The organism is Suilimivivens aceti (assembly GCF_025567405.1).
GTDB classification, from domain to species: domain Bacteria; phylum Bacillota; class Clostridia; order Lachnospirales; family Lachnospiraceae; genus Suilimivivens; species Suilimivivens aceti.
Map to the genome: position 1 here is coordinate 74357 of NZ_JAOQKJ010000009.1, position 16106 is coordinate 90462.

Below are 16106 nucleotides of genomic sequence, written 5' to 3' on the forward strand. Positions count from 1 at the left end.
ACTCCGTTTCCGGCTGCTACCTGTTTCTGCAATTCCTCTGTCAGTCAGAATTGCTTATGCTTTCTCTTTTTGAGTCCAAGCATTCTCTTTTTACATTATTTATAAAATACTTTTCTTTTTATATTCCGTTGCCATAACTCCTTGTCTTTCTATCTCTTCAATCATCTCCTGTATATCGTTTTGCAATAAGGATTTTATATCGCTCGCATTCATTATCCTTACTTTTTCAGTATTCTTTGACCTCTCCGAAATCGCCTTCTCTCCACCTACATCTGGCTCTAATGTGGCAACTATCTCACCATTATCATCAAAAACCAGTGTACATTTTTTTACAGGCGGATTAAGTGTCTGCATCGTTAGTTTGAATTTATCGCTGCTATAATCTGCAAGCATATCATAAACTTTTTGTCTTAATGCTGTATCTGTATTCATTTTATATAGCACATCACTTGGAATATAACACTCAAAATAGCCATTTGCAGCTCCCACATCAATATGAAATTTATTATATATATCTTCTTTTACACAGTTTATCTGCTGTTCCCTTAGAGTCCCATAAAAATCCTTTTCTACATTTATATCACCTGAAATAGTATTCACATTTTGTTTTTGCACAATTGCTGTTATATTACTCAGCATTCCAAGTGCCTGTATATCCATACTTTTAAACCTCCTCGTTTAAAGCTTTTGACTTTCTATCACGCTCTTACTAAATGTACTTATTGTATCCTCGTAGGCTGATACAGCGGAGGCAGAAACACTTGCTGACTGAAAAGCCGACATATTTACAGTGCCCTGCTCGTTCTGCATTTTTTCCATGAAAAAACTCTGCAATCTCTGCCTACTTTCCAACTGACTTTGGAGAAAATTTTCCTGTGCTTGTGCCCTGCGTGCCTGTGCCCTTTTAAGTGCTTCTTTTTCCTGCTCCGCTAACAATTCTTCCATTTTTTCATGTCGTTTTTCCCACCACGATTTCTCATTACCTGAAATATTGGAACTACTGTTTCCTACTGGTCCTGCATATCCATAACATTCTTCCGGCGATGCTCCGATAACATCATAGCTGACATTATTTGATCCGGCAGGCAGGCTGCTTACTGAATATGCTGAACGAACCCGGTTCAAAACATAGTTTTCATACTCCGGATCACTTTTCATCCTTTCAAATGCTTCTTCTTTAATCACTGTTGCTCCCGATGAATATGTAGAACGAACCCACGCACTTACAGGCATCTGTGACATTTCATTCATAACCCACTGCTTATATTCATCCATTGTCATTTCCTCTTTCGACTTATTGGAAATGGAGCTATCATATGTAAACCCACTATAATTTGGCGGATACGGAATAACCATATCCCCCGCCCATGCAGAGGCAGTTGCTGTTGTATTCTGACTTTCCCCTGCCTTTTGTACTTCACTTGCAAAATTGCCTTCCCCTGTTGTTTTCATACTGCTGTTCATATAAGCGTAGGCAGTTGCGCCAATACCATTTACACCACTAATACTCATTTTCTGTTCTCCTTTCTTGTAACAATATTGTTACACTAAACTCATTTTTCTTTACCTTAATATCTAAATCTCCCATGTACTTCTCTACTTCTCTCTTTACATTGGATAATCCTATTCCATGTAAGGAAATATCTTTTTCTTTATCGGAAACTGGAAGATTTGTATTGCTATCAAACTTGATTTCCCCGTCAAAAGAATTTCTTACTTCTATCAGAAAAAATTTTCTTTTTTGTTTTCCAGACAGCGTAATATATCTTTCCCCCGTATTCATTTTTTCACAGGCTTCAAGTGCATTTTGCAACAAATTGTTGACGATAATTCCAATATCATACGCATCATATCTGTCTGATACCGGATAAGAGAACTCTGATTGAAATTGTACTCCCTGTTTGCTTGCTGCTTTCTGCTTATCATTTACAATCACATCCGTAACAGCATTGCCTGTCTGAATAGTTATCTCAAACACATTCATACTCTCATCCATTTTTGACAGATATTGTTGCATATCCTCATAATTGCCACTCTCCATAAGTCCCTTGATATTCGTCAAATGATTTCTCATTTCATGCTTCATCTGCCGTATTCCGTTATAAAACTGCTCTACTTCCTCCATTCGCTCCTGTATTGAATGAACCTGTTGTTCTTCAATAAAATGCTTTTTCTTTTCTTCCTGAAGTTTTTCCATCTCCTGATAGGACACTATTGTGATTAAAATTCCTGCATAGAATAAAATTGCAATTACTGGCACTATTCCCAGAAATATTGGATATTGTTCATAAAGTTGAAAAATCAAATCATCTTTCACCACTATCCAAAGCCGGACAATAATATTTCCAAATAAAATTGCTACTATCGGTGTCAAAATCAGATAGCACAATTCCCTTATTTGCAGTTCTATCTTTTGTTTTCCTAATCGGTGTCCAACAACAAAAAGCATAATTAAAAACAAGAAGATTCTAAATGCGGCAATAAAAATGTAATTCAATGATGCATTACGAAAAATATCCTCTACTAATGTTTTTTCCTGCACCCAATATCTGCTTGTAAAGAAATCTATACTTTCCACAATCAGCATACTTAAATTTCTAATGCAGAAAAATATAATCCCCATAAAAAATGTAAAATTTCTATTCATGCCTAAATAGCCAGAAGATGCCGTCAATAAAATTATTACAATCATCAAACCTAACCACCCATAAGCAGGAACAAAGTTTCCAATAAGGGATATGGCTATATAACTTCCAAAAACTATTAGTATCTTTTTTAATTTACTTCCCTGTCGTTCTTTCTTTTCTGTCATAAATGGATAGAAAAAAGCTGTCAGACAGACTGCATATAAAAAAGTTTCAATTCCGCCTATTATATTTTGGAACAACACAAACTCTGTTTCACTCATCCGCTGTCCTCCTACTGCATATACCGGAGATATGCTTTTACAAAGTCCGGATATTTATATTTTGAAATCAGCAGCTTATCTCCATTGACAAGCGTTACTTCTGTCTTGTTGTACTCATCTATGCAGGCAAGATTGACTAAATATCCCTTATGAATACGGAAAAACTGTCCCTGCAATTCTTCTTCCAAATCTCCGAGCTTTGCATAATATTCCAGTTCTTCCTCATTCATATGAATTACAACTTTGTGGCTCTGGCTTTCCAGATAGTAAATATGATCTAACGGTATAGCCTTGCTCGTATTGGCATATTGGATAACCAGCGTTTTCTTCTGCTGCTCCGCTTCTGATATAATCTGTTCGGCTGCCCGCCGGAAAACTTGGGCAAATCTCTGTTCATCAATAGGCTTTAACAGGTATTGAAATGCTCCTACATCAAAAGCATCATAGACATATTTTTCATAGCCTGTAACAAATATAATAATTGGCTGCTTTGTAAGCTCCGTTGCCCTGATCTGTTTTGCCATGCTCATACCGTCCATACCGGACGCAACGCTTTTCATTTCAATATCCAGAAACAGCAAATCATGCTCCTTTTGATCTGACAGGTATTCATCAGTGGAAGCATACTCTGTGATTTCACATTCTATGTTCTGTTTCCTGACAAGTGATGAAAGATAGGTTCGTATGTTCTTTTCATCATCACATATTGCAATTCTTATCATGTTCCACCTCTTTTTTCTTTTCGATTATTATATCGGAAATTATATAAAAATTTCTGAAGCCGATAGCGCAAATGGACAGTTTAATAGCGCAAGTGGACAAAAAATAGCTAAAGTAATTCTATCAGCCCAAGATATGTGTTCCAATCAGATTGCCTAAGCAATCGGAACACCGACACACCCTTTTGGAGTGTCGAAAACACACATAGCAAGCACTGCCTGTGTCATGACACAGGCGAAATCCCCCACACTTTCCTATCGTCTGTGTAGTTGAATTTCCATAGGGAAGTATCCCTAACCCTCTCTCGATTTTTCTTCGATTACTCTTCATTTTACCGTCGAAATGCATTGACCTTTCCTGCCGTTTTTGCTACAATTTGCTATGGGTAATTACACCCAAAATTGAATAAAACATGAAACAGACTGTTGTAAAAATCGAACATTTTACAGCAGTTTTTTTGTACCCAAATTTAGAAAGGACGTGGCACAATGGCAAACCGAAACCGCACTAATCCGGTGCAATTTTATCTCAGTGATGATGAGCAATACATTCTCAATACCAAGTTCAAAGCATCCGGCATGAAAAGCATGTCAGCCTTTTTACGCAAACTGATTTTATATGGATATGTGTATGATGTCGATTACAGTTATCTGCGAAATTATAATACAGAGCTTGGACGAATCAGCTCAAGTCTGAATCAGATTGCAAAGCGAGTAAACAGTACCAGAAACATCTATCAGGACGATATGAATGAAGTAAAGGAGTTGATGAATAAAGTATGGCATACACAAAAATCCATGCTATCAAAGCAACCGTTGATAAAGCAATAGATTACATCTGCAATCCCGACAAAACAGATGAGCAAATCTATGTTTCATCTTTTGCGTGTGCGCCAGAAACAGCAGCGATTGACTTTAAGTACACCCTTGACCATTGCAGAGAGAACAGTCCTAACAAAGCCTATCATCTGATACAGGCTTTTGCTCCGGGAGAAGTCAGTTATGAGGAAGCTCACCGCATTGGAAAAGAACTTGCTGACAAGGTTTTAGAAGGGAAATATTCGTATGTTCTCACCACACACATTGATAAAGGACATATTCATAATCACATCATATTTTGTGCTGCTGATAACATCGAGCATAACAAATATCACGACTGCAAACAGTCGTATTACCACATACGGAAACTAAGTGATGAACTATGCAAAGCGCATAACCTTTCCATCATCATTCCGGGTGGTGAACGTGGTAAAAAATACAAAGAATGGCAGTCTGATCAGAATGGCTCTACTTGGAAAACCCAGCTTAGAAGAGACATCAATTTTTGCATCAAGTCTGCTTCCACATACGAAGATTTCTTACTTTTAATGAGAGCCAAAGGATATGAAATTAAAGGAGAATCTTTTGAAGAAGGTGCTGCCAAATACATCTCTTTCCGTCCTCTGGATAAAGAACGTTTTGTCCGTGGCAGTACGAAATCGCTTGGTAAGGAATACACAAAGGAACGTATCCGGGAACGCATCGAAATGAAGCATGAGCGAAAATCTGTCATTCCGAAAAAAGACTACTCTGCCCGCAGGCTCATTGATACCTTGGATGAAAAATTTCAAAACAGTCCCGGACTTCAGCAATGGGCAACTATCGAGAATTTGAAGATTGCTGCACAAAGCTATAATGAAGTTGGTTCTCTCTCCGATCTGAAGCATCAGATTACTGTGAAAACCGAAGCCAGAAAATCTGCCAAACAGAGCGTTGTGAAACTGGAACACCACATGAAAGACCTTGCAGAAATCATCAAATATGCCGAGCAGTACAAAACCAACCGCTCCTATCACATCGCCTACAAAAAGTCAAAGAATCCAGACGCATATTTCCGCCGATACGAAAGCCAGCTCATTCTATATGGCGGTGCACGACGTGTACTTGAGCAGACTGGGATAAACTTAAAAGGATTGAATGTTGATAAGCTAAAAGCGGAATATCAGGAACTAATGAAACAGAAAAATGAACTGACTTCCACCTACAAGAACTGTGAAAAAGAGGTTCAATCATTAAACCGAAAACTGGAAAATCTGAATCAATACCTCGGTCAGACACAGCCCGATTTTACCTCCGAGCAGTCCAGGAAAAAGAATAATCCCATCTTGTAGCTTGTTAATGTTTAACGCATGTATTATACTTAATTTATTATTACAAATGTTTAGGAGAGACTATGGCAAATACAGATTATAAATCACCCGATGCTTTAATGCGGCATCTTAGGGATAATGGAATTTCCATCTCAGGAAGTTCACAAAAACAACAGCTCATCAATACCGGATATTTTCATGGATATAAAGGATACCGTTTTTTTGTATCTTCCTCTAACAGACTTCCATTCACTTCATATAATGAGATTAACGCAACCATTCAATATGATACAAAATTAAAATCTCTTTTATATGGAAAAATGATGTTTATAGAAACTGCGCTTAAAAATATTGCTTTGAACACCATTATGTCAGAAATTGATTCCAGCAGTATCTATGATATGTACGATAAAGCAATCAGCAGCTACAAAAATGCACCAGCCGGAACCCGTGAAGATATAAAAAAGAAATACCAGAACAACAAACTAAATCTTCAAGGCTCCATACAAAATGCCATTGCTGCTGCATACCGAAAAGAGAATCCGAAAATCACTCATTTTTACAATAATGTCAATTACAATGAAGTTCCTTTATGGGCAATATTTGAAATTCTCACTATGGGCGATTTTGGATATTTGCTTTCATGCCTGACCATTGATATGCGTGAAAAAGTATCCCGTGCAATCGGCATCAATCTATCAAGTGATACTTACCGGGAATTACTTTATAAATATGTATATGCCTTAAAAGATTTAAGAAATGCCATTGCTCACAACGATGTGGTATATGATACCCGTTTCAAAAAAATGGACCCTTCAAGACCAATGAAACAATGCCTGATTTTAGAAATGGGGATGCCATACATAAATTTCAAAACAATCGGCGATTACATCATCCTTATCTGTTACTACTTAAAATTACTGAAAGTCTCTAAAACAGAGATCAAATCATTCATCCGTGAATTTGAAAAGATTACAAGAGAATACGAATCTTCTGTAAACCCGAATGTTTCAGCTATTTCGATTCATCCTGATTTGTTCTCTCGCTTAAACATCTTAAAAAATTCCATATAATGCTTGCATATTTTACCTGCCTATAGTATATTATAGATAGCAATTGGGGTATGTGTTTGCGGACACATACTTGGAGGAGTCGGAGTGATCCGGCTCCTCTTTAATTTTTAACAAAAAAACGGTAGTCAAAAGGGGCACCTAATGACTACCATATTTTTATTCTGCCGCTTCCAACACTAATCTGGCATATTCTTCATCACCTATGCTTTCCAGTTTTCCTGCCACACGCACCGACAATTCCACAAGCTCATCATCGTCGATATGCTTCATAGCCTTATGAATATCCTCTATAACTTTTGTTCTGCTGTCACTCTGGAAAATACATATCAAATTTGTTTCTTCAACTGTAAATGGATTATTCATATTCTTACATCTCCCTGTGTGTATTCTTTGATTTTTCCTGCTCTTTGGAATCTTTCTTGCCCTGTGCCACTTCCTTCTGCTTAGCTACCAGACGCTCCTTTAAGGAAGAACGAGCCTGCGGTTTTTCCGCCTGTTCTTTCTTTTCTTCCTCACGATAGAATTTCTCCACACCATTATTAAGCCTGTCATCAATCATGTTATAATTCTGTTCCTCCAGCTCCTCGATTTTGGCAAGCGGTTTATATTCTGCCAGCTTAGCAATCAGCTCTTTTGCCTGTCTTTCGCTGTCCTCGTCAATTCCCTCATCAATAGATGTCTGCAAAAAAATCTGTAATGGCTTCACATTACCGCTTCTTATATCATTTGCAATCATTTGAACCTGTGCTTCCCTGTCCGGTACCGAGTCTCTATATTCAAAAGTGTCAATATCATAGGATAACTGGTCAAGTTCTGTCGCAATCGTCTGTATCTTTGCTTCCTTTGTCTCCCTGTCATTAACCTCTTTATCCGGATATGCTGCAATCAGTTTTTTAAGGGCATCCTGCACTGTGGGGGTATCCCGAAGCTCTGGTGTGTAATTCAGAAAATCCACATCTATGCAATTTCCTCTGACAATATCCGCTTCCTCATCTTCCCATTCTTCTGTACCGTCAATGTGCATATTTACACCAAGCGAAGGGATTCCGTGCATACGGGACGGATCAATGACATTGTAGAGTTGCATAGCTTCCTCTATCGTTTCAATACCCTCATGGAACTCTCCCATAGTGTGAAATTCGCCACATTCTGCAACCGTAAATGTGATATGGACTGTCTCCGGTTCAACCACTGGCTCTTTTTCCAATTCTGAAAGTGTCTTTTCTTCTATCATTTTTTCTTTTTCCGGTTGCTGTTCCAGTGCGTTTTCTCTGCCCTGCGTGACAAGCTGATTGTTGGTCTGCTCCTGCTGTGCCTTCTCCTGCAGGTAGGTTTCCACCTCCGGCAGATATGTCTCCAGTGTTCCGGTTCTGCCCTCTGTGATCGGGTTAATATCCACCTGAATGCCTGCGATATAAATGCTGTCCTCATGCAGCATATTGAAAAGGTCATCTTCTCTGGTGGAACCTGTGTATTCTACTACTACATCCAAATCTGAATTTTCCTTTTCTATGCCCCTGCAACGGCTCCCGGATACCACCACATCCACAATTTCTGCATCCAGACCGTATTCATCAATCTGCGATTGCACATAAGCATACACTGTTTTTTCAATATCTTCCGCACTCTGTCCGTCCAGACTGTGAAACAGTTCTTCCGTCCTTGCCCGGAAATCTGCAACCACATCCGGATTGTTCTCTCTAAATTCTGCCTGCTTTGCTTCCAAATCTGCCTGTTCCACTTCCTCGGCTTTCTCCGAAAGTTCCTCAAAATCAACAATCTCTGCTTCGGAACCTGCATACACCTCGCCCTGCAAAAATTCATCACGATAATACTGCTCTGTGACCGCTGAAAACCTCGGTTCTTTCAAATCCGCAATCACCATATCCATTGCACGCTGAATCGTAATATCCGGGTTATCGTAGACACCGCCATCCAGTAAATGATACTGCTCATTCAGAATGGAGTAATCGTATCCCTCATCACATTCATGCATGAGGATATAACGGTCTGCGATATGAACCGCAAGCTCCGTCTCTATCTCATTCTCTTTGCCCTCCAGTGTCAGCATGAACTTCGGCAGTTCTGTAAATCCAAAAGAATCTACAAAGTGTGCAGTGTTTTCCCCGTTCTCATGTAATACCACAATATCGCTGACCGACAGGGAATGTGCCTTGTAATCCGCCGGATGGTCAATATTGAACTTTGTATAGATTGCTTCCAATGTTTCCGATTGTGTCTGCCCCTGCAATTCTGCCAGTTCTCCCATATACACGAGCTTATAATTTTCCGGCAATACTGCATCAAAATTATCCTTGGTTATTCCCATACGCTTCAGGCTTTCCGTTCCCTCAAAACGGAACTTATCCAGTTCCGGATCATCCTTTAACTGGAAAATTCCATATTTATCGGTATTTCCATACAAAAGCTGTGCTTCCCTGTTGGAATCACTCTCTGATAATTCTTCCTGCATCATGCGAAGTTTCCGTTCATTCTGCCAGTCCCCTTTTTCTATTCCACACATTCCATCATGCTCTAAAATCTGTTTTCTATCAGCTACAGTACTCTCTGAACCATCCGTATGCAAAAGATACACAGGCAAGTCACCATCGAACAGTTCCAATGCTCTCTCCTGCGTCAACGGAAGCATTTCATTCCACGTATAGCCATATTCCTGCATTTCGGATATGCTGACCATGCTATCCGGAAGTGCGTCGATTTCTGCCTGTGCATCAATCATTGCTAATGCGACATCCTGATTTCCATCCACTTCCTGTGCATAGATATGTTCTGCAAGCTCCCTTGTTTTCTCCATATCCCCAAGCTTATACGCATAATTCACAATCAGATTTCTTTCATCATCGGAAAAGGCAGGCTGTCCATGCTCCAACCGGTTAATGATATGCTCTGCCTGTTGCATGACAGACAATTCCTCCGCATCCGTCAGACCTGCATCAAAATCGTATTCATAATCCCAAAAGTCCGGCATATTTCCATTTAATTCCTTACTACTGGACGCAAGTAACGTGATTTCCGCTCCCTGTTTTTCCATATATGAAAGGTAATTGCCATCCCATTCTTTTTCATCAAGAGAAGCCATATCTTTGAGCATTTTTCTGACATCATCCCTCAACATATTTGTGATTTTCAAAACCTCCCATTCGCTTTCAAAAATGGAAGCGAACTTAACAACCACATCATCGGCATTGATCGGCTCCATTGCCTTATCATAGACCGCCTTTCTCTCCTTCATATCAATCAGCTCATCTGTATCTGTGTTATAACGCACATCCAGATGATACTCTCCGTACTCTCTGGAATCCTGATTGCCGATTTCCGTTGTCCATGCACCCCTGCTTTCCAAATATGCCTGTATGCTCAACTTGTCATCGTCTGTCATTTCTGACAATGCCTGCATCAGTTCCGGTCTGTCCATGCCATATACATCAAGCAGACTGAACTCTGAAAGGTCAGTATTCTGTATGAGGAGAATACTTTCCTTTGTCTGTTCCTGTGATACTTCCCTGTTCCTTTGTAATTCCTGTAATTGTTCCTCTATCCCGGTAATCAACTCCGAAGCTGTCCTGCGTATCGTATCCATGGAAGCTCTCAGTTCCTTGGTATCTCTGCCACTGCTCCATCCGGCAATATATCCAAAGGAATAATCGGAAGTGTCCACTCCAAAATGCTGACATACTGTATAAGCTATACTCTCAGCTTCCACTTCTTTGGTATTGCGGTCTTTTTTCATCTGCTCATCCTGCTCCACTTCCTTGCTATGCAGATTGGAGTGAGCCACCTCATGGATCATGGTCTTTAAGGTCTGGCCCTCGCTCATGTTTTCCTGCACCGCAATCCGCTTTGCTTCCCTGTCATAGTAGCCTTTGGAATCTCCGGCTATCTCCTCCAGTTCAATCGGTACTGGTGAAATGGCTTCTACTGCACGAATCATATCCTGATACCCTTCCACATCTGAAAGAAGCTCCTTTGCCGCAAGTTCCGGTATCGGCTTTCCGTCTGTCTGCGCCACATCAAAAACGGATACTGCCCGGAATGCCGGAATTGTTATCTCGACTTCTTCTTTCTGCGGATTTCCGTCCTTATCAAGTAAAAGTTCTTGTGTGACCGGATCAATCTTGTCCCTCTCCTCTTTGATTTTATAGGGTGCCGGGGCAAGGATACGAATACCCTTTTCCCCCTTCTTAACGTGCCTGTCAAAATTCTTCTGCCAAGCCTTGAATCCGGCCACTAACGTAGCGTCTGGCTTTTGCATCGCAATTAACATAGTATTGTTAAAGCTGTAATTATGGAATTTTGACATGGTATTCAGATAAGTCTTGTACTTCTCGCTTTCAAAAAGCTCCTTGATACCCTGCTCTAGCTTCTCCGTTATTTCCTGTACTTTCTGTTTTTCTGTTTTAGATTCTGCCATAGTATTTCCTCCATCTGCTTATTTTTTGCATGACAAAAGGCAGCCATTATTGACTGCCTTTGCATAACTACGATATTCACTTATAAACCTTTATCATTACTGCCCGTATTCGTTTTGATTTCTGCAATGTACTCCTGTCTCCTTTCTGCACCTGTCACTGTAAATGTTTTTACAAATAAAAAAGACAACCAAGATTTTGTTTCTTAATTGCCTGTTTCTATGCTATTAAATTTTTATTGAACCGATAACCAACTCCCCAAACAGTCTGTATATAGCTTGGCTTGCTAGGATTATCCTCTATCTTCTCCCGAATATTCCGGATATGGCTCATGACGATGTTGTAATCGCCGGAATAGGATTCTTTCCACACAATGTCATAAATCTATTCCTTACTGAACACTATTCCCGGATGCTTTGCAAAAAGCTTCAAGATTTCAAACTCGGTATATGTAAGCTCTATCTCCTGATTTTCCCGAATGATTACCCGTTGAACCTCATCTATCATAAGACCTTTGAAATTCAACAGATGCTCGTTCATACCTGACATCTGAATGACTTCTTCCTGTTCCTGAAAAATATCTGTTCTGCAATGAACTGTTGGATAAATTAACCCGCATTATTCCACCCTCTCCTGTAAATTACCTAATCTGTTCAGCACTTCATACATCCGGCCATTGCCAAATATATAATTTTGCAAAACAAGCGGCTTCCCCACCTGCCTGCTTTCCCGGTACAGCTTCATATAAGCATCCTTCGCTTGATAAAAGCTGTCTTCCAATTCTTCCATCTCTTTTGTTGGCATTTCAAAAATTTTCCCCTGAATGACCTGCCCCTGGGCTGCTATTCTTGCACAGGATTTCTGCCATGCCGCTTCCTGCTCAAATTGTATATCCAGCCACTCTATCTCATCTTCTTTTGTCAGCGGCGTCCCATCTACCTTATAATACTGTTCATTTTCATAGCGCTGTTCAATTTCAGAATACAGCCTTGCATAACTCAATCCGCAGGCATTTACAACATCAGTATAGTCATACTGCCCTTTTTCTTCCCTAATTTCTTTTAATATTCCGGCTCTCATATCGCTGAACGATGTAACCGAATGCACAACTGTATGCTTAATTTTATCCATTAAATTTTCCCTGTTTTTCGATAATTGAGAAACCTCTAAAATATCCTTATGAAACACTTTCTGGTCTTCATTTTGGCTTTCCTGTTTTCCCAAATATTCCCTATCAAACTTGAAAAAATCCGGCAGATGAATAGGATTACTTAAAAATGTAATTGACATATCTCTTTCTCCTTACTTAAAATCACTATCCAAGCGAAAAAGCACTATCCGTAACCGCTTCCGTCATAGCATTTGCTTCATAAGCATTAGACGCTTTTGACAACAGCCTTTCATTGTTCCACGACCGTAATAATCGGCTTCTTTCCTGTTCCTGCTTTGCAATCTTTTCATTCAACATTTCCTGCTGCTGTTTTTTAACCTGCGCCCGTTTTTCCAGATATTCTTCCAAAAGCTCTTTTTGTCTATCTTTCTTGTTGCTTGTCTTTTTATAAAAACTGTTTTGTGAACGAGCAAAAAATTCCGATTGATTATTAACACCAGACCATGAATCGCCCCTATAATCTTTAGCAGTAGCTCCTACAGTGAGCACCATAGAAGCTTCCAACGGTGCAAAGGACGAAGTTAAGTCACGTTTAAGTGCTGATAATATCTTTTCCCTGTACTCCGGATCATCTTTCATATTCTTAAATGCTTCCTCTGATATGTTGATAGCCACATTGGTTATAGTTCTATTTCTGGGTATCTTATCAATTTCAGCATAAAATTCCTTTTTGACAATCGCCATTTCTTCCGCTTCTGATAATTCCTTTGTATTGCCCGTTTCTCCCGTGCTGTTTACGCTCTTTGTACTTTTCGTTATTGCAACATTGTTCTGATAATAACTCTGTCCTACTCCACTAATAGCCATTTTTAATCCTCCTTTATCAGCACTTTTTCATAATATCCGATAGTATGCTTGTTGCTGTTCCTTGTTTGTAATTTATACTTTTAAAGGCTACCAAAAACTTCTCTTTAGCCTGCTCCATTATTGATACTGCGGTTTTCTGATATTTTGTATCAAACATTTGAGCCTTATCTTGTGTTTTTACTTCATTTTGAGGGCTATTTCTACGGAAATACCATGAACTGTCCGCGTTTTCAAATGCTTTATTGGTTTGTTGACAGGTAATATATCCTTCTAAATTTGCCAGACGCATTTTAAAGGCTTCGTCCAATCCGGCTAAATCTTCGTCAAGTGTCAATGACCTTTTCCCCGTAAGTTCGTAGGAAACTTCACGATCTCCATTTTCATGTTCTTTTACGATTTCATTATAACGGGTTTCATATGTATCCATTATAGATTTCATCACATCTTCAACATTATAATTCCCGTCTTTTAATGTTAGGCTGCTAATATCCCGCATTGCGGTATAGTGTTCCCAAGCAACCTCATTTGTATTTTGTATTGTCAGTTCCCTGACATTGGTATAATCCGAATCGGGTTCAAATTTGCTTGCCATTTCCCGCAGCATATTTCTTCCTGCATCAGAAATAGAAAGATTTGCCGACTGCTCCACCGTCTTTGAGATTGCTTCCCTAACAGTTGCTTTTCCCCGTATATAATTTGTAGTCGTTCCGAAATAATCATAATTATGTCCGACTCCATTAATAGCCATTTCCTAATCCTCCATTGTCATCAATTTTTTATATTGCCGCCCCTGCCCCCTTGCAATAAGTCCGGGCAGTCCGCAAAAGCAAAGGTTTATGCGCCTTGCGGAATATGAACAATTTCTCCTTATGCCTTTATATCAAAACTTGCCCCTGTCGGCGCAGATGTACCAGAAACCGCAGCTAAGAGGTTCTGCGTAACACTTTTTACATCAGTGCCAGTAGCCGATATTGTAAACGTTTCATCTTCTGTCAGCTTCTCCAACTGCGCTTTTTTCTCTGCCCGTCTCTTAGCTGCCTTTTCTTCTGAGATTTTTCTTTCCTCACGCTTTTTCAATAATCTTTCTTTTTGTTTCTTTTCCGCATTCAATATAGTTGAATTTTGTTTTGAACCACTGGTTCTTGTCATACCTCCGCAAGTAACAGAAGCATTCCCATCGGCATCTATTACAGTTGTAACACCATGTATCACTGCATTATCAGCTTTGGCTTGTGCAAACATTCTATTCTGTCCCGGTACTGCACCAGTTAAATTAAACTCTACTTTCTTGGCAAATTCCGGATCATTTGCCATTTTCTTTAGACATTCGCTAGAAAGATTTATTACCACTTTATTTTCATTTCCACTCATAAGACTGCTACCCGTATTAAAAGTAATCTCCGGGAACTTTTTACACAGTTTCTCATAATATTCCTGCACTTTGTCCTTGCTGTTTGTCTTTACCTCCGTTGCTACATTAGTGTTTCACACTCTTATACTTCGAGAATTAATTGCTTTTTCATATCCTGTCATAAAACTCGCTATATTAAACAATTCCACCGTGCTTATATTGCTGTTCCCGAAGCTTATCCAACGATTTTGCTCCATCTGGGCTATACAAATCCAATAATTCCAAAAAATTACCAGACTCCTTACACCCATTCAATATCATACGCATACTATCCGCATCTTTACCGAATAACATACCCAACAGACTCATATCATACTGATTTTGACTATCACTTAATACTCCCTGCTGATGTAAATCCTCCATAAAACCATAAGAACGAACCTCGGAACCTATTCGCATCGCCACATTATATAAATCCGGATCAACAGTATGAAGATAATTTAGGTAGCGTGTCTCAATATTTCTATTGGGCGTGCCGCTCATCATCCAATTTGCTATATCTTCCAAAGATGCACCTATGGCAGCATCATCAATCAAATGCATCTGCCATCTTCCGCTTTCAGTCTTTGTAAAGGTATATTTTCCATCTTCCGAATACAATGTATTTGACCATGAGTTTTTTGGAGCCGCCTGGTCTCTGACAAGCACTTCAAATGCATCCATTGCAACTCTGTCTAGGATACACTTTTTCTCATCTGTTGGTAATTCCATTTTCCCCAATGCTACTGCAGTTTGCACTAGTTCATAATCCGATATGTTTTCTCCATGATAAAAATAAGAATTTTGTTCTTTCAATTTATCAAATGATGCCGGTAGTTTTACTTCTGCCAACTGTTCTTTGGAAACCTCAGTCCAATCTTCTTTTTTCTTACTACCTGCGGTCTGCATCTGCACTCTCGGACCGTTTGTAATCTTTGTACCATATTTTGCATTTACCATATGTTCTGTTATTGTCACATGTGCAAACTGAAATAAACTCCTTTGGTTTCTTGTATTTCCGTAACCTTCAACTTTCACAGCATATGGAAATGATGACTTCGTATTCAAAACAGAGTAAGTACCTATATAAAATGTATTTGCCGCTTGTATTCTCATAATATAACCTCCAATCCAAACAGAAACAGCGTCTATTTTCACATTCAATCCCTTGAAAACAGACGCCATCCTTAGCTCATAATATTTATCGACATTTATTCATTTTTCTTTACAGAATGGAACGAAACCTGAAATTTGGGCGTGCCTCTTACTATATCTGTAACCCTATAAGTTTTCGATACTCCTTTGCATTTTCACAATCTGATACAATTTCTGATTGCGCATCCAAGCAAAACGGTAACATCTGCCAATCCTCATTGCCACATGCTCCTACCAATAACAATTGTCTGCCATAAATGATCTCCATCTTTGCACGATAAAGGGCAGCCACTACGGACTGCCCTTACATAAACTGCTATAACA

16 protein-coding genes are annotated in these 16106 nt (G+C 39.3%); 3 read left to right on the forward strand and 13 right to left on the reverse strand.

Going from position 1 to position 16106, the window contains the following annotated elements; all coding sequences use genetic code 11:
• Positions 1-99: 99 nt before the first annotated feature.
• The 4 genes from OCV77_RS11760 to OCV77_RS11775 are packed head-to-tail and all read right to left on the reverse strand — an operon-like array spanning position 100 to position 3630.
• Positions 100-660 (reverse strand): hypothetical protein, encoded by a 561-nt coding sequence (locus OCV77_RS11760; RefSeq protein WP_262575249.1) that lies wholly within the window; start codon positions 658-660, stop codon positions 100-102.
• Between the two features lie 18 nt (positions 661-678).
• Complete coding sequence (locus OCV77_RS11765) at positions 679-1512, reverse strand: hypothetical protein (RefSeq protein ID WP_262575250.1); 834 nt, start codon at positions 1510-1512, stop codon at positions 679-681.
• The gene (locus tag OCV77_RS11770; RefSeq protein WP_006859239.1) at positions 1502-2908 is read right to left on the reverse strand and encodes a sensor histidine kinase; all 1407 of its coding nucleotides are present in this window, start codon (positions 2906-2908) and stop codon (positions 1502-1504) included. The genes OCV77_RS11765 and OCV77_RS11770 overlap by 11 nt, the downstream gene beginning before the upstream one ends.
• Before the next feature lie 11 nt (positions 2909-2919).
• Positions 2920-3630, reverse strand: a complete 711-nt coding sequence (locus OCV77_RS11775) for a LytR/AlgR family response regulator transcription factor (protein WP_055264237.1) — start codon at positions 3628-3630, stop codon at positions 2920-2922.
• 486 nt (positions 3631-4116) lie between these two features.
• On the opposite strand from OCV77_RS11775, the gene OCV77_RS11780 reads away from it, so the two are divergent.
• From OCV77_RS11780 to OCV77_RS11790, 3 genes are all read left to right on the forward strand, one after another.
• On the forward strand, positions 4117-4458 hold the full coding sequence (locus OCV77_RS11780; protein WP_262575251.1) for a MobC family plasmid mobilization relaxosome protein: 342 nt from the start codon (positions 4117-4119) through the stop codon (positions 4456-4458).
• Entirely contained in the window at positions 4407-5777 is a 1371-nt protein-coding gene (locus OCV77_RS11785; protein WP_262575252.1) for a relaxase/mobilization nuclease domain-containing protein, read from the forward strand. The genes OCV77_RS11780 and OCV77_RS11785 overlap by 52 nt, the downstream gene beginning before the upstream one ends.
• 62 nt (positions 5778-5839) lie before the next feature.
• A complete protein-coding gene (locus OCV77_RS11790; RefSeq protein WP_117831463.1) occupies positions 5840-6829 on the forward strand; it encodes an Abi family protein in 990 nt (329 codons plus the stop codon).
• A gap of 156 nt (positions 6830-6985) precedes the next feature.
• On the opposite strand, the gene OCV77_RS11795 is transcribed toward OCV77_RS11790, so the two are convergent.
• The 9 genes from OCV77_RS11795 to OCV77_RS11830 all read right to left on the reverse strand — a co-directional run bounded on the left by OCV77_RS11795 (position 6986) and on the right by OCV77_RS11830 (position 15743).
• Complete coding sequence (locus tag OCV77_RS11795; RefSeq protein WP_118413184.1) at positions 6986-7192, reverse strand: transposon-transfer assisting family protein; 207 nt, start codon at positions 7190-7192, stop codon at positions 6986-6988.
• A 4-nt stretch (positions 7193-7196) separates the two neighbouring features.
• Positions 7197-11261, reverse strand: a complete 4065-nt coding sequence (locus OCV77_RS16685; protein ID WP_262575253.1) for a YodL domain-containing protein — start codon at positions 11259-11261, stop codon at positions 7197-7199.
• A 217-nt stretch (positions 11262-11478) separates the two neighbouring features.
• Positions 11479-11631, reverse strand: coding sequence for a helix-turn-helix domain-containing protein (locus OCV77_RS16905; RefSeq protein ID WP_331488862.1), 153 nt, complete (start codon positions 11629-11631; stop codon positions 11479-11481).
• Positions 11632-11643: 12 nt separating this feature from the next.
• Entirely contained in the window at positions 11644-11808 is a 165-nt protein-coding gene (locus OCV77_RS16910; protein ID WP_331488863.1) for a winged helix-turn-helix domain-containing protein, read from the reverse strand.
• Positions 11809-11877: 69 nt separating this feature from the next.
• Entirely contained in the window at positions 11878-12549 is a 672-nt protein-coding gene (locus tag OCV77_RS11810) for a hypothetical protein (RefSeq protein WP_262575254.1), read from the reverse strand.
• 25 nt (positions 12550-12574) lie between these two features.
• Complete coding sequence (locus OCV77_RS11815; protein WP_262575255.1) at positions 12575-13237, reverse strand: hypothetical protein; 663 nt, start codon at positions 13235-13237, stop codon at positions 12575-12577.
• A gap of 16 nt (positions 13238-13253) precedes the next feature.
• Positions 13254-13985 (reverse strand): hypothetical protein, encoded by a 732-nt coding sequence (locus OCV77_RS11820; RefSeq protein ID WP_262575256.1) that lies wholly within the window; start codon positions 13983-13985, stop codon positions 13254-13256.
• A 119-nt stretch (positions 13986-14104) separates the two neighbouring features.
• Positions 14105-14677, reverse strand: a complete 573-nt coding sequence (locus OCV77_RS11825; protein WP_055288251.1) for a DUF6033 family protein — start codon at positions 14675-14677, stop codon at positions 14105-14107.
• Positions 14678-14783: 106 nt separating this feature from the next.
• Positions 14784-15743: a hypothetical protein gene (locus OCV77_RS11830; RefSeq protein WP_252970362.1), complete on the reverse strand. Its 960-nt coding sequence runs from the start codon at positions 15741-15743 to the stop codon at positions 14784-14786.
• Positions 15744-16106 lie beyond the last annotated feature (363 nt).